Origin of the sequence: Paenibacillus jiangxiensis (assembly GCF_046098255.1) — a bacterium.
GTDB classification, from domain to species: Bacteria; Bacillota; Bacilli; order Paenibacillales; family Paenibacillaceae; genus Paenibacillus; species Paenibacillus jiagnxiensis.
On sequence record NZ_JBJURI010000004.1, the window covers coordinates 25,778 to 46,352 of the forward strand.

Genomic DNA, 20,575 nt, shown 5'->3' on the forward strand with positions numbered 1-20,575 from the left:
TTCATGAAAAGGCTGAGGTGAAACAATAAAATGAGCACAAATCGCCAGATGATATTGAATTTTTTTATGAACAGCACGGGTTTTCATGAGACGGCATGGAGACTGCCTTCGGCTGAGCCAGAGGGAGTAACCTCGTTGTCCTTGTATAAAAAAATGGCTCTCATCGCCGAGCAGGCCAAATTTCATACCGTGTTTTTGGCGGATGCCTACGAGCTGGGGGAGAATGTGAAGCATCAGGCGCTGAACCGTCTGGAGCCGTATACTCTTCTATCCGCTTTGGCCGGGGTCACGGAAAGGATCGGGCTCGTAGCTACGGTATCCACCTCATATACAGAGCCGTATCATACGGCCAGGCTGTTCGCTTCGCTGGATCATCTGAGCGGCGGGCGCGCGGGCTGGAACATCGTGACCACCGGAATTGGGAAGACCCATCTTAATTTTGGCCGTGATGAAAATTATGAGCATAACGAGCGCTATCAGCGTGCATTGGAGTTTGTCCAGCTTGCAACCAAGCTGTGGGACAGTTGGGAAGATGATGCGCTTCTGTTCGACAAAACCCGAGGCTTGTACGCCGATGTGGAACGTATTCATGCGGCAAGACACCGAAGTGACATTTTCGCTGTGGAAGGTCCTTTGAATCTGCCGCGTCCGCCGCAAGGTTACCCGGTGTTGGCCCAGGCGGGTTCCTCGGAGGACGGCAAGGAGCTGGCGGCGCGTATCGGGGAATTGATCTATACAGCCCAGCAGACGTTGGCGGATGCGCAGGCGTTTTATGCGGATGTGAAATCACGGGTGGAGAAATACGGACGCAATCCGGATGAGGTCAAAATCGTCCCGGGTTTCAGTGTGATCGTGGGCGCAACCGAAGCGGAAGCCAAAGAGAAACAAGCCGAGCTTCGTGAATCCATCATCCCCGAACTGGGACTGCACCGGCTCTCCAAGCGGCTGAAGGTGGATCTGTTCTCTTATCCGCTTGACGGACCTGTCCCGGAGCTTCCGGATCCTGCAACCATTAATGAAAATCGAAGCCGGTTTGAGCTGATGAAAAATATGGTTGAATCCGAAAAGCTCACGATCCGCCAATTGATTGAACGGGTATCCGGAGGCAACGGGCATCGCACCTTTGCCGGGACGGCCGAGCAAGTTGCAGACGAGTTGGAGAGCTGGTTCACCGGCGGAGCCTGCGACGGCTTTGTCATCCGTCCGCAGGCGCTGCCTGCAGGCCTCGAGGATTTTGCGAGACTGGTTGTTCCTGAGCTTCAGCGGAGAGGATTGTTCCACACGGAATATCGCGGGACTACACTGCGGGAAAATCTGGGGCTTGCCCGTCCCTCCAATCAATTCTCGGCTCAAAGCCAACAACGGAAAGGGGTGCAGCTGACATGAGCAGGGGCAGGAAGCTGAAGCTGGGACTGTTTATACAAGGCGCAGGCCATCATGTGGCAGGATGGCGGCATCCTGAGGCGCACTCCGGAAGTGAAAACTTCGCTTTGATCCAACAGCTTGCGCAGAAAGCGGAGCAGGCGAAGCTGGATATGATCTTCCTGGCGGATGGACTCACAACTTCCGCCGGCAGTCCGCCGTCCGTTGTGGCGCGGTTTGAGCCAATCACACTGCTGGCGGCACTGTCCACGGTAACCCGCCGGATCGGTTTGGCGGTCACGGCTTCAACCACTTATTATGATCCCTTTAATCTGGCGCGGCTTATTGCTTCCGTCGATAAGCTGAGCGACGGCCGGGCAGCATGGAACGTGGTGACCACGTCCACGCAGGAAGCGGCCCGCAATTTCTCCGCACAAGACCACCTGGAGCACAGCCTGCGGTATGAGCGCGCAGCTGAATTCGTAGAGGTTGTGAAAGGACTGTGGGACAGCTGGGAACAGGACCCATACATTGTAAACAAGGAGACCGGGGAATACATCGACAAGCGCAAAGTACATGAGCTGAATCATAAGGGCAAGTATTTCTCCGTCAAGGGTCCGCTCAATGTAAGCCAGAGTCCGCAAGGTCATCCTGTCATCATTCAGGCGGGTTCATCCGGCCCCGGTCAGGAATTGGCCGCACTGATTGGAGAGGTGGTATTTACTGCGCAGCAGAGCTATGAGGATGCACAGAATTTCTATAGCAGCTTGAAAGAATTGCTTCCGAAATATGGCCGGTTGCCGGAGCATCTTCATATTCTTCCCGGGTTGTTCCCTGTCATTGGAGCAACGGAGAAGGAGGCCAGGGAGAGATACGAGGAATTGCAAAGCTTTATTGATGATTCCCGGGCCTATGATACTTTGGAGGAACGCTTTGAATATGATCTGCGCGGTTACTCCCTGGATGATCCCGTTCCGGATATCCCGGAGTCGAGCGGCCGCAAGAGCAGGCCTCAGCTGCTGATGAAGCTTGCCAGGGACAAGGGGCTGACCTTGCGTCAATTGTTCCGTGAGGTAGCGGGAGCACGCGGACACCGGATCGTGGTTGGGACGCCAATTCAATTGGCTGACCATATTCAGCAGTGGTTCGAAGGTTATGCGGCTGACGGCTTCAATATTATGCCTCCTTATATGCCGGGCGGATTTGATGATTTTGTTGACGGGGTCATTCCTGAGCTGCAGAACCGCGGACTGTTCCGGACCGAATACGAAGGGAGCACGCTGCGGGAGCATCTCGGTTTACCTGTGCCCGCGAACCGTCATTCAACCGTGTCCACCTCATAAAATATTAGGAGAGAAGAAAATGTCCGATATCGATAACATTTTTCAAGGATTGCCGACGACATGCATTTCGGATGTCCTGGGTGGATTGACGAATCTGGATTATGCCATCAAACCCATCGATCATCAGCACAAGATCGCCGGGAGGGCATTTACGGTAAGTATTCCTGCCGGGGACAATCTCGCCGTTCTGCGGGGGATTCGGGAGGCCCGGCCGGGAGATATTCTTGTCATCGCCGCACAGGGGGACACACGCCGCGCTGTCGCGGGAGATTTCGTCGTGGGACTCGCTCAGACCTTCCAGCTTCAGGGATTGGTGGTTGACGGTGTCATTCGGGATATTGAAGGGATCCGCAGCTTGAATTTCCCTGTCTTCAGCAAAGGAGCAACGATCGCCTCAGGCAATAAATACGGAGGTGGGCATACCAATATCCCGGTCTCTGCAGGAGGGGTTAGCATCCGGCCAGGGGACTGGATTATCGGGGATATCGATGGCGTAGTTGCGGTTCCTGAGGAGCAGGCTCAAGCTGTGGCAAAGGCAGCCAGAAACAAGCTGAACCAGGATGAAGAACGAAGTTTGGCTATTTGTGGAGACCAAGCTTCAGCCAGACTTTATTTGGACAAAGTGCTTGGAACCATTCCGAATCCCGGTTAATCCATATATCCTATACAGATTATAAGAAAGCCTTTCTTGGAAATGAGGCGCGAGCAGCCGTTCCGAAGGAAGGCTTCTTGTTTTGCCCATGATTGCAGAAGCCGCTCTCATTACAAAAGTCAATTGATTTGAGGCAAAGAAAGTGCCGCACTTCAATGGACAACCGCTTCTATACATGCTACCATTATATTGATTTTTTATATTATATTTTAAAAGAGCAGGTGACGAGGTGTGTGAAAACGCAGCCTTGTCTTAAAAGGGAAGCCGGTGCAAATCCGGCACGGTCCCGCCACTGTAAGCGAGGAGCCGGTCTGCAAGTTCATGGTCACTGTCGTTGTTCGATGGGAAGACCGCAGACGGCGAAGATCCGCAAGTCAGGAGACCTGCCTGCTTCTTGTATTGTCACAAACCTACGCGGATAGGGGGTGGCCGGCACGGTTCACGATGATGTCGTCGGGCTTTTCTTACTGCTGCTTTCATTTCCTGGCAAGGTGATGAAACTGGCAGGCTGGAAACGGCCCTGCGCTTTTCACTGATCCAGTACAGGCACTCTCATAAACTTGAGGGTGCTTTTTTGCTGTGCATTCTTATAATCTCCTTTTTAGCACAAAGGAAGGAAAGGAGTTCAATGAACGAACAACAAAATGGAGGACTCGGGGCTAAACCGGCATGGTTTGTGGTTCATTTGTTCGCATGGACGGTTGTTCTGACCGCTTCCATTACCATCGCTGTTATGCTTGGACCCGTACAGATTCATCCTGTACAGGTGTGGAACATCGCCTTTTCCCATCTTCCTCTCCTGGATAGCTGGATGGATGGATCGTGGACGAAAGCGCAGGAGCATATTGTGTGGAATATCCGATTCCCCAGAGTTCTGCTGGGCGCTGTCATTGGAGCCGGATTGGCTGTTGCAGGAGCCGCTATTCAAGCACTGACACGAAACTCGCTGGCTGATCCCTACATCCTGGGCGTTTCTTCAGGAGCATCCACAGCGGCGGTGCTTGTGATTATTTTCGGCGCCTTCCGCTTTCTCGGGATATACGCGTTGCCTCTTTCTGCATTTGCAGGCTCACTGCTTGCTATGGTGCTCGTGTTCGTACTGGCCAAGGTCGGTGGAGAGATTTCAACAACGAGATTGCTGCTGTCCGGTATTGTCACTTCCATGATGCTGTCAGCCGCCACCAACTTTATCGTTACATTGGCCCCCCATGCGGACGGTATCCGCTCCGCAATGTACTGGATGATGGGCAGTCTGACCGGTGCGAAATGGGAGCATCTGACCGTCCCGGCCCTTATCGTTGCTGTGGGAGCTGCACTGCTATTGTCCCTGCACCGTTCGCTGAATTCCCTGCTGATGGGGGAGGAGGCGGCAGTGACGTTGGGAGTCAACATTGCCGCTTTTCGTATTTTACTCGTCGTTATTGCAGCCCTGGTGACAGGCACGATTGTCTCTGTAAGCGGTTCTATCGGCTTCGTCGGGTTGATGATTCCACACATCGCGAGGATGATGACCGGTTCAGATCACCGCCGGGTACTGCCGTTAAGCATGCTGTTTGGCGCGATATTCATGATCTGGGCTGATGTGGCCGCACGGCTTGTGCTGGCACCGGAGGAGCTGCCGATTGGTATCGTTACAGCCTTATGCGGAGGGCCGTTCTTCATCTGGCTGCTGCGCAGAAGTACATACTCATTTGGTGGGGGGGACGGTAAATGAATGTGTCGGTTGAAGAAGTCTCCTACAGTGTGCAGGATAAACAACTGATTGATTCAGTTTTGCTGCATGTACGGAAGGGCGAGCTTGTCGGGCTGATTGGGCCAAACGGCAGCGGGAAATCAACTCTTCTGAAAAATATTTACCGTGTCCTGCAGCCCGATTCCGGCCGGATTTCGATTGACGGACAGAATTTGCATTCCATATCGCATAAAGAGACAGCCCGGCAGATCGCAGTAGTCAGCCAGGAAGCGCCGGTCGCCTTCGATTTCTCCGTCAAGGACATGGTCATGATGGGGCGTAATCCTCATAAAAAGTGGTATCAGCCGGATAGCGGGGAGGATCTGAGGCTGGTGGAGCAGGCGCTGGAACGTGTCGGATTACTGCAGGACGCGGGCCGCAGCTTCTCAACCCTATCGGGTGGAGAAAAGCAGCGTGTTTTTATCGCGCGGGCGCTTGCACAACAGGCCAAATTTCTCATCCTGGACGAGCCTACCAATCATCTGGATATCAAGCATCAGCTGCAAATCATGGATCTGGTAAAAGGGCTTAACATCACTTCATTGGCGGCTCTGCATGATCTCAACATCGCGGCCTGCTACTGTGACCGCCTGGTTGTCATGAAGGATGGTAAGGTGATTGTAACCGGGACACCGGAGGAAATCCTCACGCCCAGGCTGCTGTTTGCCATTTTTGAAGTAGCGACTGAAGTCGTCAGGCATCCAATGACAGGCAAACCATCCATAACATTTCTGCCAGAGATGAGTGAAATGGAAAATATCAGTCCAAATGATTGGACAAGCGGAGGAAGCCATGATTAAGTTTAATAGATTATTCAGACTGTGCATGGTTGGCACAGCGTTGATTTGCCTGCTGTCTGCGTGCGGCAATGCTACTCAGGAAGCCGCAGCCATATCACCAGCCGGGGCGCAATCGGACCAGCAGAATTCAGGGAAAGAGCCTGTTGTCATCGAAAATATGGGGGAAAAGCTTGTGTTCACCGAGCCGCCGCAGCGTGCCGTTACGCTGAATCAGCATGCGACAGAGGTGATGCTGGCGCTTGGCCTGGAGGATTCCATGGCGGGAACGGCTTACTTGGATGTCCAAATCCTTCCTGAGTACAAAGAACAGTACGACAAAATTCCTGTGTTGTCGGAACAATACCCGTCCCAGGAAGTGTTTTTTGCGGCAAATCCGGATTTTGCCTACGCGGGCTGGAAAAGTGCCTTTACCGAAAAAACGCTTGGTTCCAGAGCAGAACTCGCCGGGCAAGGCGTGCAAACCTATGTTCAGGAATCTTCAAACAAGGCCGGTCCGTCACTGGACGATGTGTATCAGGACATTTTGAATATTGGCCGGATTTTTCAAGTCGAAGAGAGAGCCCAGGCTCTTGTGAATGATATGAAACAGGAGGTCGGGCAGATCCAGGACAGCATTGGCACCGTTAGCGAACCTGTCAAGGTGTTCGTCTATGACAGTGGGGAAGATACAGCATTTACTGCCGCCAACACCTACTTGACGAGTTTGATTAACATGGCGGGCGGAAAAAACATTTTTGATGATATCGAAAAAGGCTGGGCCACGGTCAGCTGGGAGGAGGTTGTGAACCGCAACCCGGATGTCATTGTCATCGTCGATTATGGGGATACAAGCGTGGAACAAAAGAAAGCTCTGCTGCTGAGCAATGCTGCATTGGCGGATGTGGCTGCGATCAAGGACAAGCGATTTGTTGTGATGCCTCTTTCGGCGGCGGCAGAAGGGGTACGCGCACCGATGGCGTTAAGGACACTTGCAGGCGGGTTTTATCCTGATCAAGCGGCGGATATGAAATAGCTCTTTGTTTTTCAAAATCAAAAGAAGCCTTTCCCGGAATTGAAGCGATGAGCAGCAGTTCCGGAGAAAGGCTTCTTTTACGTCTTTTAACAAGAGGGGGCAAAGTAATAATTATGTAAATACATGATCATGCACTGTAAGCAATGTAATCAGGTGATTCATTGGCGCTGTAATATGTTTGTTCTTGGACAGAAGAATTTGCGAATAAAACGGCTGGATAGCTCCCGGGTTAATGGAAAAGCCGGACAGGGCGTTCTGAAGAAGCTGCTGCTCAACGGCTATTCTGGGAATCATCGCGATTCCCATGCCATAGATAACACATTGCTTGATCCCCTCAATACTTCCCATTTCAGACACGGTTTCATAGGTTACACCATGATCATTCAGGGATTGCTCCAGCGCTTCCCGGTATTTGCACCCTTTCTCTGTAAAAATAAACGAGCTGTTGTGCAGCTCATGAATCGATACATCATCTCTGCCGCGTAAAGGATGGTTTTGCGGGCAAATGAATATAAATTCCTCATTGCGAATAGGAAAAGCTCTTAAGTCAGGAGCTGAAACGGGAGTGCTTAACACGATAGCCAAATCAATCTCGTTATTCTTTAATTTACGAATGTTGTCTTCATCAGATGCAGGAAAAAAAGTGACATTCAGCTTTGGATACGTCTTACGGAACAATTGAAAATACGGAGGAAGCAAAAAAGCGGCAAGTGTCTCCGTCGTGCCAATGCGAAGGTCCACGGCAGAATCCGGAATGAGCAGATTCTCCGCCCCCAGGTAACCCTCAACAATCTTGTCCGCAAAGTGAAGAAGTCTGAATCCCGGCTCGGTCAGCTTTAATTTGTTGCCGTTTCGCACAAACAGCTTGGTGCCGAAGTGGTTCTCAAGCTTCTTAATCTGTACACTGACTGTTGGCTGCGCATAGTTCAACTGCTCTGCCGCTTTCGTGAGGCTCAGGAAGCGTGCAGCTTCACGAAAAGTAATAAAGTATTGAATATCCATGCGACTCCCCCACCGTGAAGTATTAAACATCGTAATTGTTCGATTACGATCGTTAGAGATAAGTAATACACCTCGTATGCTATATTATAAACTATTCCAAGTGGAAAACTATACTATAATTCGTGAAGAAGTGGAGGAGTCCTGTGAATCTATCATTTAAAAGACTGCCTATCGTAATGTCATTAAGTTTAGTCCTTGTTCTTGCCGCATGCAGCGGCAAGCCGGAAGCCTCCAGCGTACAAGGCAATGAAGAGGGCAATCCCGTTTCCGGCGGCATATTGGAGGTAGCCTACCCCGCCAATCCTGCCACACTTGATCCTCATCTGACCACCAATCAGGCGACGAGGGACGTCTCCCGCAACATCTATGAACAGCTGCTGACGCTGAACAAAAACTATGAGGTTGTTCCTCAACTGGCCGAATCCTATGAGATTAGTGAGGATGGGAAAACCTACACCTTCCATCTTCGTCAAGGTGTCCTGTTTCATAACGGCAAGGAGATGAAAGCTGAGGACGTAGTAGCTTCCATGGAGAAATGGCTGGCCACCTCGACCCAGGGGCAAGCCAACCTGAAAGGAGCCGCATTTTCGAAAATCGATGATTATACCGTACAGCTTACGCTGGAGGCACCATCTCTTATAGGTTCCTACATACTTGCTGACACGGCTCCCTTTCCAGGCATTATGCCCAAAGAGGTCATCGACGCCGCCGGTCCCGAAGGCGTAAAAGAGTTTATCGGAACAGGTCCTTACAAGCTGGAGGAATGGAAGACCGATCAGTATGTTCATCTGGCCAAATTTGCGGATTATGCCCCGCAAGAGACAGAGTCAAGCGGACTTAGCGGCAAGAAGAACGCTTATCTGGATGAGATTTACTTCCGTTATGTGACAGACGAGTCAACCCGTGTTGCCGGCATCATGACAGGAGAGTATGATGTGGCGTTTGGCATCCCCTTTGATAATGCCGAACAAATCGAGTCGACCGATGGGGTGAGCAATTATTTTAGTGAAGGGGGCATTGTGACTTATGTCTTTAATAAGAAAGCAGGCCCTTTCGCGGATCAAAAGCTGAGACAAGCCTTTAACCTGGCTCTGAATTATGATGAAGCTCTTACTGCGGCATATAGTGACAGTCGCTTCTATAAGCTGGATTCATCGCTGGCGCTTCCTTCCCAGACCGATTGGTACAGCAAGGCGGGAGCGGAGCAATACAATGTAAATGATATCGAGAAAGCCAAACAATTGGTAGCGGAATCAAGCTACGCCGGGGAAGAGGTTGTAATCCTGACCACACGCGACTATCCGGAGCAATACAATCTGGCGGTTGTTGCCCAAGAGGTGCTTAAATCCATCGGTGTAAATGCGAAGCTGGACGTGTATGACTGGCCGACAGTTCAAGAACGCCGGACAGATGAAAATAATTTCGATCTGTTTGCCGTAAGCTTTGCTACACGTGCAACGATCCATCAGTATCCCTTCCTGGAGTCTGGTGCGGATTATCCGGGGTGGACCAACAGTCCGGAAATTGATGAATTGCTCGCTCAAATTCAAGCGGCCCCTTCCATTGAGGCAGCCAAACCTCTGGTCGATGAATTGAACCGGAAAAATTGGGAGTATCTCCCGATCATCAAGCTGGGCAACATTCAGAATCTTATCGCTGTCCGCGACAATGTAAAGGGCTTTGCTGATTTAGTCGGACCGATTCTGTGGAATGTGTGGCTCGATGAATAGTGCCGGGGGTTCAGGCTGATGGCCAAATATCTGATTCAGCGGGTTCTGTCGCTGCTTCCTGTGCTGCTGGTTGTTGCAGTTGTCGTTTTTTTGCTGATCCATTTAACCCCCGGTGATCCTGCGAGCGTCATCCTGGGGGATGAGGCAAGTGCGGAAAGTGTAGCTGTGCTGCGTGAGCAGCTGGGCTTAAACCTTCCGTTGCATCAGCAGTTTCTTGCCTGGTTCGGCAATGTGCTCAGGGGGGATTTGGGGGATTCCATCTTTATGGATATGAGCGTAGCCGAAGCTTTTTTCAGCAGAGTGCCGCCTACGTTGTCCCTGGCGATTCTCGCCCAAATCATCGCGGTTGTGCTTGCCTTGTATATGGGGATTGTGGCTGCGAGAAAAAGAGGCACGTTGGCAGACCAAGCGGTGATGGGGGTATCCTTGCTGGGCATATCCGTCCCCAGCTTTCTGCTCGGTTTATTTCTGATCCTGATCTTTGCAGTCGAGTTTAAATGGCTCCCGGTCGCTGGTTACCGGCCTTTAAGCAACGGTTTGTGGGACCATCTTCGTTACCTGCTGCTGCCGGCGATCGCGCTTGGGGCGATGCAGGCTGCGCTGATCGCACGCATGACCCGGTCATCACTGATCGAAGTGCTGAGTGAACAATACATTAAAACAGCCCGGGCCAAGGGGCTTCAAGAGAAAAAAATCGTATACAAGCACGCCCTGAAGAATGCTTTTATTCCTATATTAACGGTTATTGGGGAAACCTTTGGGACCTTAATAACGGGAGCGGCCGTTATTGAAACGGTCTTTAACATACCGGGAATCGGCCAGCTCATCATCAATTCCATTGAAAGAAGGGATTTTGCGGTCATTCAGGGCAGCATTTTGCTGATTACGATCACCTATGTATTGCTAAATTTATTGATTGATTTACTCTATGGGCTTCTTGATCCTCGGATCAAGCTAAACCGGCGTTAGAAAGGGGGATCTATGTGCCCAAAATTGAGCGAAGCAGCAAGGCGCCAACTTCCGGCAGGTACAGCATCGCGCTGCGGAGATACTGGTCGAACCCCCTGCTGGTCACGGGGACCGTCTGTATCACCTTGTTGACCCTGACAGCCCTCATTGCTCCCTGGATCACTCCCTTTGATCCGTATTCGATTGAGGCGCTGAACCGGCTTAAGCCGCCAAGCGGCGAGCATTATTTCGGAACTGATAATTTGGGACGGGATGTATATACACGTGTCATCTTTGGTTTAAGGGTCTCTTTGCTCGTTGGAGGAGCGGTAACGATCATCTCTGGCCTTATCGGTCTGGCGGTTGGACTGCTATCGGCTTATTATGCCGTATGCGATCATATTTTGATGAGAATTTGCGACGGTTTATATGCTTTCCCGTCCATTTTGCTGGCAATATCTATCGTTGCTATTATGGGGCCGCGAACCATAAATGTCATTATCGCTCTGTCCATTGTGTATATTCCGTCGATTGCCCGGCTTGTTCGATCAGCAGCGCTCGTTGTCAAAGAGAAAACCTATATTGAAGGATTAAAGGCACAAGGGGCGGGACCCTTTCGCATTATCGGTCTGCATATTGTGCCAAACGTGCTCTCTCCGTTGGTTATTCAGGGGTCATTTATTTTTGCGGTATCCATCTTAACCGAAGCCTCTTTAAGCTTCCTTGGTGCGGGTATCCCTGCTCCGGCGCCCAGTCTTGGCAATTTGCTGCTTGACGGGAAAAACGTTATTTTTAACGCCTGGTGGATGACGGTATTCCCCGGTGTGTGCATCATTTTGCTGATCCTTGGTCTGAACCTGCTCGGAGACGGACTGCGTGATTTCCTTGACCCCAAAACCAAGAAGAAACGGCTTGTTAAAAAGAACAAGAAGACGAGTATAGGCAGGAGTGAGCGCAATGAACGGGACCTCACTATTGGAAGTTAGAGATTTAACAACCATATTTCCTACGGAAACAGGTTTCATGAAGGCGGTTGATGGTGTTTCCTTTCATATTGATCCCAAGGAAACATTAGGTGTCATTGGAGAGTCCGGATGCGGAAAAAGTGTCACCGCTGAATCGATCATGCGTCTGCTTGATGAGGAATCGACAGATTACAGAGGGCAGATTCTCTACAACGGTACGGATTTATTGCAGCTGCCTGAGGAGAAGATGCGGGAAGTGCGGGGGAATGAAATAGCGATGATTTTTCAGGATCCGATGTCATCACTGAATCCCGTATTTACCATTGGCGATCAAATGATGGAGGCACTTATGCTGCATCAAAAGCTGAACAAAACCCAGGCAAGACAAAAGGCTGTAGAGCTGCTGCGCTTAACCGGCATATCTGATCCCGAGGCCCGGTTTCATGCTTATCCTCATGAGTTATCAGGCGGTATGAGGCAGCGGGTAATGATTGCGATGGCTTTATCCTGTGAACCGAAGCTGCTGATTGCCGATGAGCCGACCACGGCGCTGGATGTCACGATCCAGGCGCAAATTCTGGAATTGATGAATGAGCTGAAAGCCAAGCTTGGCATGGGCATCATACTCATTACGCATGACCTGTCGGTAGTTGCCCAGATGTGCTCACGGGTTATCGTCATGTATTTGGGTGAGGTTATTGAAGAAGCGGACGTTGTAACCCTGTTTGATAACCCTTTACACCCTTACACGGTTGGTCTGTTGAAATCCGTGCCCCGGTTGAACGGAGAGCGCAAGGGCAGGTTATATGAAATCAGAGGTTCTGTGCCTGCAATGAAAGAAGTGAGCGGCAGCTGCAGATTTGCGCCCAGATGTTCTTTTGCCACGGACATTTGCCGTTCACAACCACCTCGTTTGGAAGAAATCGCGCACGGACAAAAAATAAGGTGCTGGCATTACGCAGCTATTGCTGAAGAAAGAAGGGGGAATCCGGGACACCATGAGCGAACAACCGATTCGTGAACAGCCTCTGCTGCAGGTTGAACAATTAACGAAATATTTTGCTGCCAAATCCGGGTCCTTCTGGCGAAAAAAACAGGTGAAGGCGGTGCAGGATGTCTCTTTTTCAATATATGAAGGTGAAACCTACGGTTTGGTCGGAGAATCGGGAAGCGGGAAAAGCACAGCCGGCAGAACGCTGCTTCGTTTAACGGAACCTACAAGCGGCAGAGCCTGTTTTCAGAATCAGGACATTTTTACGCTTCGGGGAAAAGAGATCAAGGCGTTAAGAAGAGAGGTACAAATGATCTTCCAGGACCCTCTCTCATCCCTGGACCCCAATAAAAGGGTCGGCTACAGCATTGCTGAGCCGTTGGCCATTCATGGTCAAGGCTCTAGGCATGAGCGGCATGAGCGCGTACTTGAGTTATTAGGCCGCGTAGGGTTAACCGCCAGGCATGCGGACAGGTTTCCACATGAATTTTCCGGGGGGCAAAGACAGAGGATTGGTATTGCCAAAGCGCTGGCGCTGCAGCCCAAACTGATGATCTGCGATGAACCTGTGTCCGCACTTGATGTATCCATTCAGTCGCAAATCCTGAATTTATTAATTGAGCTGCAGACCGAATATCGGTTGTCCTATCTATTCATTTCCCATGATCTGAGTGTAGTCAGGCATATTGCGGACCGGATCGGAGTGATGTACCTCGGGCATTTGGTCGAGCAAGCCCCGACGGATGAATTGTTTGCCCGCCCTTTGCACCCGTATACGCAATTTCTGCTGTCCGCCATCCCGGCGCCTCATCCCAAATTAAAGAGAGAGCGGATTCTGTTACAGGGGGATATCCCTTCACCTGCCAACCCGCCGTCAGGCTGTGTGTTTCATACCCGCTGTCCGTATGTAATGGATGTTTGCAAGCAGGTTAAGCCTGCTGCCATGGAATTATCCCCGGGCCACAGGGTGCAATGCCATTTATATCATGACGAGCTGAAAGCAGAGACCATTTTAAATTAGAAAGGAATGACAGTTCATGTCTAGTAAAGATTGGAAGCAGAAAGAAGCGGAAATGCTGCAGTTGATAGAGGAGATCGTAAATATTGAAAGCGGAACTTTTGTAAAATCAGGGGTGGATTTAGTTGCAGCGAAGCTAGGCAGCCTTTATAAAGAGATCGGCTTTCAGGTAGCTGTGCAGGAACTGGAGGAGAGAGGGAACAACCTTGTGATCACTCATCCGGAGGCACAGCATCCGGAAATCCTCATTATTGCCCATATGGATACGGTCTTTCCTGCCGGAACTGTTGCGGAGCGGCCTTTTTCAAGAGATGAGAAGTTTGCTTACGGACCGGGTGTGTTTGACATGAAAGCCAGCCAAATCACAACCTTGTATGCTATCAAATACCTGCAGGAGAGCGGAAGCGACAGCTTTAAAAATGTGCGGATAATCCTAAATTCTGACGAGGAAGTGGGCTCGGTTCATTCCCGTTCATTGATTGAGCAATATGCGGAACTAAGCAAGTATGCTCTGATTGTCGAGCCGAGTGATGAGGACGGAACCCTGGTTACCGGAAGAAGAGGGGGCGGAAAATACTATTTGACCGTAACCGGAGTCGCTGCGCATTCCGGAGCCGAGCCTGAGAAAGGACGCAGTGCCATTGCCGAGCTCGCCCATAAAATCATCAAGCTGCACGCATTGACGGATGCTGAGGCAGGTGTTCATGTCAATGTTGGTGTCATCGGGGGAGGAACCTCAAGCAATACGATCGCACCACATGCTTTTGCCAATATCGATGTGCGGATGGAAACGAAAGCACAGGCGGAAGAGCTTGACCGCAGCATTCGGGAGATTTGCTCCCGTGTCGATATTGAAGGAACCTCATTGGAGCTGCAAGGCGGTATTACCCGGCCGCCGATGATCAAGAACGAGCTGACTGAAGAATTGCTGAGCATTGTTCAGGAGGAAGCGCTGAAGCTGGGAGAAAAATTGCATGACAAAAAGGTCGGTTCTGGGTCGGACGGCAATATTACCTCCTCTGTGGGCATTGCAACCATCGATGCCTTGGGTCCGAAAGGCGGCAAGGCGCACAGCAAGGATGAGTATCTGGTTATTGAATCACTCGTCCCGCGAACAAAGCTGCTGGCCCATGTGATTGAACGTCTGACAAACCGTGAGCTGTGAAGGAGATAACAAATGACGAAAGCGTATATTATCCACGAAAATGAAAGCTGGATTATCCCGCTGCGGGCAGCGCTAGAGGAATTGGAGGTGCCGCATGAATTCTGGCATTTGGACGAAGGGCGGCTGGATTTAAGCCAGCGCCCGCCAAGCGGCGTGTACTACAATCGCATGAGCGCTTCATCCCACTCACGGAATCATCGATACGCCCCCGAATACACCGCGAATGTGCTAGCATGGCTTGAGCATCATGGAAGAACCGTACTTAACACCAGCCGCGCGCTGGAGCTTGAAGTCAACAAGGTAAAGCAGTATCTGGAGCTGCAAAAATTCGGTATTGAGACTCCTGCTACCGTTGCTGCAGTTGGCAAAAAAGCAGTGATGGAAGCCGCGAGAAATTTTCCGTACCGGACCTTTATCACGAAGCATAATCGTGCAGGAAAGGGGCTTGGCGTCTACCTGTTTGACAGCATGGAAAATTTGGAGACCTACGTAAACAGCGCAGCCTTTGAGGATTCAGTGGATGGAGTAACCTTGATCCAGCAGTACATCCAAAACGAGGATCAGGTGATTACCCGTTGTGAATTTATCGACGGCAAGTTCTACTATGCGGTCAGAGTGGATACCTCGGAAGGATTTCAGTTATGTCCTGCGGATGCCTGCCAAATCGGGGAGCAGCTCTGCCCGGTTGGGGAAGGAACCTCGTCACGTCCGAAATTTGAAGTCATCGAAGGATTCAGTAATCCGCTCATAGCCAAATATGAGGCATTCCTGCAGCAAAACGGAATCAGTTTTGCCGGGATTGAATTTATTGCCGATTCAGCAGGCAGGACCTATACGTATGATGTCAATACAAATACAAATTACAATCCGGAAGCCGAAGGTCTGGCCGATGTCTCGGGAATGAGGGAAATTGCAAGAATATTGAAAGGGTATCTGGAAAAAGAGAGACAGTTAGCGGAGGATTAATTTTCGCATTTTCAATCGAACGATAGAGAAAGTCTATTAGCGCGCTCATGAAGCGGGTGGTACATTATTATCACATCAATTCTTACTATGCGCATAGGAATTATAAATTTAGAAACAAGGGGGTTCATTCATGAGCGAACACTTTCGTTTAGCAGAATTGAATAATGCAGAGCGGCTGCAGGCTTTAATATTTGAGGCTTATGCCACGATCCGCGAGCTGGAGCTGCATTGGCCGGCTGCAAACGCCAATCTGGAGCAGATCCAGGAGAATATTTCGCAAAATGAATGCTATGTGCTGGAGGCAGACGGTACGATCGTTGCAACCATTACCCTTTCAAAGGGAGACGATGTGAAGCATATTACGGATTTGCCGTTCATTAAATGGTTTGCCGTTGACCCGGCCGAGCAGGGCAAAGGATATGGCGGCAGGCTTCTCGACTGGGTGGAAAAACATATCATCCGCGACAAGCTCGGTGCGCCTGCTGTAACCCTAGGGACCGCCGAAAAGCATCCGTGGCTGCTGCCCATGTACGAACGTCGGGGATATAAAAGCATCTATTCCTTTGATCCCGGCAACGGTGATGGCGTTGGCCATTTGCTGCGCAAAATTGTGAACCCTGAATTATTCGAGCGCATTCATAAGCAGCAGGAAGCCATAAAGCAGCGATAATAGTCAGGTTTGGGCAAACCATGATCAGCCTAAAAGACGGAGGTCAACAGGATGAAGAAAATGCGATTGCTATTTGCAGCACTGGTTTTGGTCATCGTGACCGCAGGCTGCGGTTCAAATGCAAGCAACGATGGAAGCGGGCAAAATGCAGCAAATGCCTCCTCGGGCAGTTCAGGAAACTCACATGTGAAAAAAATAATCGTCGGTACTGGAACAGCGTTCCAAAAGGTTTGCTATATCGACGAGAACGGTAAATTGACCGGATTTGACGTTGAGCTCGTAAGAGAAATTGATAAACGCCTTCCTGATTATGAATTCGAGTTTCAGACGATGGAATTTTCCAATCTGCTGCTGAGCCTGGAAACGAAGAAAATTGATTTCGTGGCCCATGAGATGGAGAAAAATCCGGAGCGTGAGCAGAAATACCTGTTCAACAAGGAGCCGTATGCCTTCTGGAAAAACAAAATCATCGTCGCCAAAGACAATAATTCGATCCAGACTCTGGACGATTTGGTCGGCAAAAAGGTGCTGACAAGCGCGACAAGCGCCGCTGCGCAAATTCTTGAAAATTACAATAAGGATCATGACAAGAAAATCGAGATTGTTTACAAAAACGGAGCGGCGAACGATACAGTCAGCCAGATCACCAGCGGAAGAGTCGATGCCACAATCGGTGCGGATTTTACGCTTTCTCTGATCGACCCCCAAGCCAAGCTGAAAACCGTAGGCGACAGCTTGTCCGCGGCGGATATTCTGTTCGTATTCCGCAAGAATGATCCTGACGCGCAGAAGCTGTCGGATGACATTGACGCCGCCCTGAAGGAGATCAAAGCCGACGGTACGCTGGGCAAGCTGAGCAAGGAGTGGCTGGGTGAGGACTTTACAGCCAATGCGTCGTGATCATTTCAAGAACTTTTAAGAGAAAGGTGAGATCGTAAGATGGAATACGGCTTCGATATCACCTATGTGTTCAAGTTTATCCCCAAGCTGCTGGACACTTTGGATATCACTTTGCTGATCGTAGCGGGGGGGATTCTACTAGGCTTGATTGTAGGGCTGCTGGTGGCCCTGCCCCGGCTGTACAAGGTGCCTGTTCTTCAGCATTTGTCGGTGCTCTACGTTTCCTTCTTCCGCGGAACACCGATTTTGATTCTGCTTTTTTTGTTCTACTACGGGCTTCCTGAGGTATTAAAGCTTTTCTCGGTTGATATCACGAAGCTGCCCGTTCTCTTTTTTGTGATTTTAACGTTTGGGCTTCATACCGGAGCCTACATTTCTGAAAATATCCGGGCGGCGGTTCTTGCTGTTAACCGCGGACAGGTGGAGGCGGCTTATGCGGTCGGGATGACGGGGTATCAAGCATTTACCCGCATTGTTCTCCCGCAGGCCCTGGCCGTCGCCGTACCCGTATTTTCCAATCTGGTGCTTGCCATGCTGAAGGATACTTCCCTTGCCTTTACACTGGGTGTCATGGAACTGACGGGAAAGGCGGAAACGCTTGGGCAGCTGACCCAGCATTTTATCGAGACCTACCTTTCCCTTGCTCTAATTTACCTGGTGATCAGCATGGTCCTGGAACGAATTCTGCTTCTGGCAGAACGAAAGCTGCAACGGCATATGCGCCCGGATGAAGGAAGCGGTAGCCGGTCTGCTGGCCACAGACGCTTGTCGCTCGGACGCCTGTCCGCCAAGCCCCGTCCCGGGCAAGAAGGAGGTGTCCGGTTATGAATCTTGATCCGGGATTTATCTGGACAGCGTTCGTCCAGCTGTTATCCGCCATCCCGACTACGCTGTACATCACCGTCGTCTCTGTCTCTTGCGGTTTCGTGATCGGTACGCTCACGGCACTGTTCCGCCTGCGTCGTATTCCGGTCCTGTCCCAGCTGTCGACAGCTTATGTGACCTTTATCCGCGGCACTCCAATGCTGACTCATCTCCTGTTAATCTATTTCGGCTTGCCGGTGATCGTTGATGGACTGTCGGCTTTGCTGGAGCTGGGCTGGAACTCGGCCAAAATTCCGATGATCGCTTTTGCGTTCATTTCGTTCTCGATCACGTCCGGCGCTTATATGTCCGAGGTTGTCCGTTTCGGGCTGCAGGCTGTCGACCGCGGGCAGTTGGAAGCGGCCTGGTCAGTCGGCATGACCACTGCCCAGGCGTTGCGGCGCATCGTTTTTCCGCAGGCGTTTGCGGCCAGCCTGCCGAATTTATCCAACTCGATCATCGGTATGCTGCACGGTTCAACGCTTGCCTTTACGGTGTCGGTGGTCGACTTGAACGCGAAGGCCCAGATCGTAGCATCGAGCAACTGGAAATATTTCGAGGCATACCTCGCCGCCGCCGTCATTTTCTGGGGATTGACGATTCTGATTGAACGCATTACCGGGGTGATTGAACGCAGGATCAATATTTACAGAAAAGGAGGCGTAGCATGATCCGTCTTAGCGGCATTCGAAAATCGTTCGGCCGCAGCGAGGTTCTCAAAGGAATCGAGCTGACGGTCGGGAAGGGCGAGGTTGTGGCTATTCTTGGACCAAGCGGCTCCGGGAAAACGACGCTGCTCCGCTGTATCAATTATTTGGAGCGGCCAAGCGACGGGACTATACACATTGGTGATTTTGTCCTGGACTGCAAGCATGCCGGGAAGAAGGAGATTCATGAGCTGCGCCAGCGCTCGGCGATGGTATTTCAGCAGTACAATTTGTTTGCTCACAAAACAGCGCTTGCGAACGTCATCGAGGGGCTCATTGTGGTGAAAAAGCTGAACAAGGCTGAGGCTCGGAAGCGCGGCATCCAGCTGCTGGAGAAGGTTGGGCTCGGCGCGAAGCTTGACGCTTATCCGAGCCAGCTTTCGGGAGGGCAGCAGCAGCGGGTCGGCATCGCAAGGGCTTTGGCCATGGAGCCTGAAGTGATCCTGCTCGACGAACCTACCTCCGCGCTTGATCCGGAGCTTGTAGGCGAGGTGCTTGCAGTGATCCGTCAAATCGCCAGGGAAGGCATTACGATGATCATTGTGACACACGAAATGGGCTTCGCCCAGGAGGTTGCCAATCATGTGGTCTTTATGGATGGCGGAGTGATTGTGGAAGAGGGCAGTCCCGTCGAGCTGTTCCGCAGACCGAAGGAAGAACGGACAAAACAGTTTTTGAAACGGTTAAGTCCGGAGCCAAGCTATTCCATCTAGGAGGCAGAAAAAATGTCGATTACAATAAGCATTTTGGATCAGAGCCCGGTTTATGAGGGCGAGACAGGGGCAGAAGCTCTTGCGCATACGGTTGCTTTGGCGCGAAAAGCAGAGGAGCTTGGTTTCAAGCGCTTCTGGGTAGCGGAGCATCACGACTCCGGGCAGGTGGCAGGATCGTCGCCTGAGGTGCTTATTTCTTATTTGCTGGCGAAGACGTCGCGTATCCGTATCGGCTCGGGAGGTGTCATGCTGCAGCATTACAGTCCGTATAAGGTAGCGGAAAATTTCCATGTGCTTGCTTCGCTTGCCCCGGGCCGCGTCGATCTGGGCATCGGCCGCGCGCCGGGCGGACTGCCGCGCAGTACGCAGGCACTGCAAAAAAATATCGTAAATCCGTTATCCTTGACAGACAAAATTGTTGAGCTGCACAGGTATTTGACCGTTGAGCCGGACGAAGACGGTGCGCTCGCCGGACTGAAAGCAACACCGATTCCGCCGCTTGCCCCCGAGCTTCATCTGCTTGGAGCAAGCAGCGGCAGCAGCGAGCTGGCTGCAAGCCTGGGACTGCCATACGTATTCTCATTGTTCATTGGCGGCGATGAAGAGGCTGCGGTAGAAGCAGTGCGGCAATATCGGGCAAGCTTCAATCATGGGACGGGAACGCAGCCACAAGTTATATTGGCGCTTTCCGCCATTGTGGCGGACACCGATGAGGAGGCACAGAGCCTGATTCCGCCGCAAAGGCTGGTAAAGGTTCATCTGGCCAGCGGACGCACGGTTACGGTCAGCACGCTGGAGCAAGCCGAAGAGTTTGGACGCCAGTCCGGGGAGTCCTACACAATTGAGGAGAAAGATCCGCTCATCACGGCAGGCTCCAAGGAGAATGTGCGCGATAAATTGCTTGCCCTGCAGGAAGCGACGGGTATTGAGGAGTTTATTGTGACCACTAACGTGACACCGTTCGAAAAACGGCTGCGCTCGTATGAGCTGCTTAGCGAAGCTTTTGCTGAGGTCCGAGCTTAATACCGAAGGGGG

General features: G+C 51.2%; 20 protein-coding genes and 1 riboswitch. Of the genes, 19 read left to right on the forward strand and 1 reads right to left on the reverse strand.

Features of this window, described 5'->3' with window-relative positions:
• Positions 1–30 precede the first annotated feature (30 nt).
• The 6 genes from ACI1P2_RS05200 to ACI1P2_RS05225 all read left to right on the forward strand — a co-directional run bounded on the left by ACI1P2_RS05200 (position 31) and on the right by ACI1P2_RS05225 (position 6,901).
• Entirely contained in the window at positions 31–1,386 is a 1,356-nt protein-coding gene (locus ACI1P2_RS05200; protein WP_355317517.1) for an LLM class flavin-dependent oxidoreductase, read from the forward strand.
• Positions 1,383–2,705, forward strand: a complete 1,323-nt coding sequence (locus tag ACI1P2_RS05205) for an LLM class flavin-dependent oxidoreductase (protein ID WP_355317519.1) — start codon at positions 1,383–1,385, stop codon at positions 2,703–2,705. Before ACI1P2_RS05200 ends, ACI1P2_RS05205 begins: the two co-directional genes overlap by 4 nt.
• A 19-nt stretch (positions 2,706–2,724) precedes the next feature.
• Positions 2,725–3,357, forward strand: coding sequence for an RraA family protein (locus ACI1P2_RS05210; RefSeq protein WP_355317521.1), 633 nt, complete (start codon positions 2,725–2,727; stop codon positions 3,355–3,357).
• A gap of 202 nt (positions 3,358–3,559) precedes the next feature.
• Positions 3,560–3,762, forward strand: a riboswitch (cobalamin riboswitch).
• 223 nt (positions 3,763–3,985) lie between these two features.
• Entirely contained in the window at positions 3,986–5,071 is a 1,086-nt protein-coding gene (locus ACI1P2_RS05215; protein ID WP_355317523.1) for a FecCD family ABC transporter permease, read from the forward strand.
• Positions 5,068–5,889, forward strand: a complete 822-nt coding sequence (locus ACI1P2_RS05220) for an ABC transporter ATP-binding protein (RefSeq protein WP_355317524.1) — start codon at positions 5,068–5,070, stop codon at positions 5,887–5,889. The genes ACI1P2_RS05215 and ACI1P2_RS05220 overlap by 4 nt, the downstream gene beginning before the upstream one ends.
• Entirely contained in the window at positions 5,882–6,901 is a 1,020-nt protein-coding gene (locus ACI1P2_RS05225) for an ABC transporter substrate-binding protein (RefSeq protein WP_355317526.1), read from the forward strand. The genes ACI1P2_RS05220 and ACI1P2_RS05225 overlap by 8 nt, the downstream gene beginning before the upstream one ends.
• Before the next feature lie 111 nt (positions 6,902–7,012).
• On the opposite strand, the gene ACI1P2_RS05230 is transcribed toward ACI1P2_RS05225, so the two are convergent.
• Entirely contained in the window at positions 7,013–7,903 is an 891-nt protein-coding gene (locus tag ACI1P2_RS05230; RefSeq protein ID WP_355317528.1) for a LysR family transcriptional regulator, read from the reverse strand.
• A gap of 176 nt (positions 7,904–8,079) precedes the next feature.
• On the opposite strand from ACI1P2_RS05230, the gene ACI1P2_RS05235 reads away from it, so the two are divergent.
• The 13 genes from ACI1P2_RS05235 (at position 8,080) to ACI1P2_RS05295 (ending at position 20,563) form a co-directional block, all read left to right on the forward strand.
• Positions 8,080–9,633: an ABC transporter substrate-binding protein gene (locus ACI1P2_RS05235; protein WP_408976136.1), complete on the forward strand. Its 1,554-nt coding sequence runs from the start codon at positions 8,080–8,082 to the stop codon at positions 9,631–9,633.
• Positions 9,634–9,651: 18 nt separating this feature from the next.
• Positions 9,652–10,602 (forward strand): ABC transporter permease, encoded by a 951-nt coding sequence (locus ACI1P2_RS05240; protein WP_355317532.1) that lies wholly within the window; start codon positions 9,652–9,654, stop codon positions 10,600–10,602.
• Between the two features lie 14 nt (positions 10,603–10,616).
• Positions 10,617–11,567 carry an ABC transporter permease gene (locus tag ACI1P2_RS05245; protein ID WP_408976137.1) on the forward strand — a complete coding sequence of 317 codons (951 nt, stop codon included), beginning with the start codon at positions 10,617–10,619 and terminating at the stop codon, positions 11,565–11,567.
• Positions 11,539–12,567: an ABC transporter ATP-binding protein gene (locus ACI1P2_RS05250; protein WP_355317534.1), complete on the forward strand. Its 1,029-nt coding sequence runs from the start codon at positions 11,539–11,541 to the stop codon at positions 12,565–12,567. Before ACI1P2_RS05245 ends, ACI1P2_RS05250 begins: the two co-directional genes overlap by 29 nt.
• Positions 12,545–13,558 carry an ABC transporter ATP-binding protein gene (locus ACI1P2_RS05255; protein WP_355317536.1) on the forward strand — a complete coding sequence of 338 codons (1,014 nt, stop codon included), beginning with the start codon at positions 12,545–12,547 and terminating at the stop codon, positions 13,556–13,558. Before ACI1P2_RS05250 ends, ACI1P2_RS05255 begins: the two co-directional genes overlap by 23 nt.
• 16 nt (positions 13,559–13,574) lie before the next feature.
• Positions 13,575–14,720, forward strand: a complete 1,146-nt coding sequence (locus tag ACI1P2_RS05260) for a M20 family metallopeptidase (protein ID WP_355317538.1) — start codon at positions 13,575–13,577, stop codon at positions 14,718–14,720.
• 12 nt (positions 14,721–14,732) lie between these two features.
• Positions 14,733–15,686, forward strand: a complete 954-nt coding sequence (locus ACI1P2_RS05265) for an ATP-grasp domain-containing protein (RefSeq protein WP_355317540.1) — start codon at positions 14,733–14,735, stop codon at positions 15,684–15,686.
• A gap of 130 nt (positions 15,687–15,816) precedes the next feature.
• Positions 15,817–16,356 carry a GNAT family N-acetyltransferase gene (locus tag ACI1P2_RS05270; RefSeq protein ID WP_355317542.1) on the forward strand — a complete coding sequence of 180 codons (540 nt, stop codon included), beginning with the start codon at positions 15,817–15,819 and terminating at the stop codon, positions 16,354–16,356.
• Between the two features lie 51 nt (positions 16,357–16,407).
• A complete protein-coding gene (locus ACI1P2_RS05275) occupies positions 16,408–17,256 on the forward strand; it encodes a transporter substrate-binding domain-containing protein (protein WP_355317544.1) in 849 nt (282 codons plus the stop codon).
• Positions 17,257–17,295: 39 nt separating this feature from the next.
• A complete protein-coding gene (locus tag ACI1P2_RS05280; RefSeq protein WP_355317546.1) occupies positions 17,296–18,084 on the forward strand; it encodes an amino acid ABC transporter permease in 789 nt (262 codons plus the stop codon).
• Positions 18,081–18,791: an amino acid ABC transporter permease gene (locus tag ACI1P2_RS05285; RefSeq protein ID WP_355317549.1), complete on the forward strand. Its 711-nt coding sequence runs from the start codon at positions 18,081–18,083 to the stop codon at positions 18,789–18,791. The genes ACI1P2_RS05280 and ACI1P2_RS05285 overlap by 4 nt, the downstream gene beginning before the upstream one ends.
• The gene (locus ACI1P2_RS05290; protein WP_355317551.1) at positions 18,788–19,540 is read left to right on the forward strand and encodes an amino acid ABC transporter ATP-binding protein; all 753 of its coding nucleotides are present in this window, start codon (positions 18,788–18,790) and stop codon (positions 19,538–19,540) included. Before ACI1P2_RS05285 ends, ACI1P2_RS05290 begins: the two co-directional genes overlap by 4 nt.
• Positions 19,541–19,552: 12 nt before the next feature.
• Positions 19,553–20,563 carry an LLM class flavin-dependent oxidoreductase gene (locus tag ACI1P2_RS05295; protein WP_355317553.1) on the forward strand — a complete coding sequence of 337 codons (1,011 nt, stop codon included), beginning with the start codon at positions 19,553–19,555 and terminating at the stop codon, positions 20,561–20,563.
• Positions 20,564–20,575 lie beyond the last annotated feature (12 nt).

Coding starts and splice junctions, on each gene's coding strand:
- ACI1P2_RS05200 (WP_355317517.1), top strand. CDS start 31: ATGAGCACAAATCGCCAGATGATATTGAATTTTTTTATGAACAGCACG.
- ACI1P2_RS05205 (WP_355317519.1), top strand. CDS start 1,383: ATGAGCAGGGGCAGGAAGCTGAAGCTGGGACTGTTTATACAAGGCGCA.
- ACI1P2_RS05210 (WP_355317521.1), top strand. CDS start 2,725: ATGTCCGATATCGATAACATTTTTCAAGGATTGCCGACGACATGCATT.
- ACI1P2_RS05215 (WP_355317523.1), top strand. CDS start 3,986: ATGAACGAACAACAAAATGGAGGACTCGGGGCTAAACCGGCATGGTTT.
- ACI1P2_RS05220 (WP_355317524.1), top strand. CDS start 5,068: ATGAATGTGTCGGTTGAAGAAGTCTCCTACAGTGTGCAGGATAAACAA.
- ACI1P2_RS05225 (WP_355317526.1), top strand. CDS start 5,882: ATGATTAAGTTTAATAGATTATTCAGACTGTGCATGGTTGGCACAGCG.
- ACI1P2_RS05230 (WP_355317528.1), bottom strand. CDS start 7,903: ATGGATATTCAATACTTTATTACTTTTCGTGAAGCTGCACGCTTCCTG.
- ACI1P2_RS05235 (WP_408976136.1), top strand. CDS start 8,080: ATGTCATTAAGTTTAGTCCTTGTTCTTGCCGCATGCAGCGGCAAGCCG.
- ACI1P2_RS05240 (WP_355317532.1), top strand. CDS start 9,652: ATGGCCAAATATCTGATTCAGCGGGTTCTGTCGCTGCTTCCTGTGCTG.
- ACI1P2_RS05250 (WP_355317534.1), top strand. CDS start 11,539: ATGAACGGGACCTCACTATTGGAAGTTAGAGATTTAACAACCATATTT.
- ACI1P2_RS05255 (WP_355317536.1), top strand. CDS start 12,545: ATGAGCGAACAACCGATTCGTGAACAGCCTCTGCTGCAGGTTGAACAA.
- ACI1P2_RS05260 (WP_355317538.1), top strand. CDS start 13,575: ATGTCTAGTAAAGATTGGAAGCAGAAAGAAGCGGAAATGCTGCAGTTG.
- ACI1P2_RS05265 (WP_355317540.1), top strand. CDS start 14,733: ATGACGAAAGCGTATATTATCCACGAAAATGAAAGCTGGATTATCCCG.
- ACI1P2_RS05270 (WP_355317542.1), top strand. CDS start 15,817: ATGAGCGAACACTTTCGTTTAGCAGAATTGAATAATGCAGAGCGGCTG.
- ACI1P2_RS05275 (WP_355317544.1), top strand. CDS start 16,408: ATGAAGAAAATGCGATTGCTATTTGCAGCACTGGTTTTGGTCATCGTG.
- ACI1P2_RS05280 (WP_355317546.1), top strand. CDS start 17,296: ATGGAATACGGCTTCGATATCACCTATGTGTTCAAGTTTATCCCCAAG.
- ACI1P2_RS05285 (WP_355317549.1), top strand. CDS start 18,081: ATGAATCTTGATCCGGGATTTATCTGGACAGCGTTCGTCCAGCTGTTA.
- ACI1P2_RS05290 (WP_355317551.1), top strand. CDS start 18,788: ATGATCCGTCTTAGCGGCATTCGAAAATCGTTCGGCCGCAGCGAGGTT.
- ACI1P2_RS05295 (WP_355317553.1), top strand. CDS start 19,553: ATGTCGATTACAATAAGCATTTTGGATCAGAGCCCGGTTTATGAGGGC.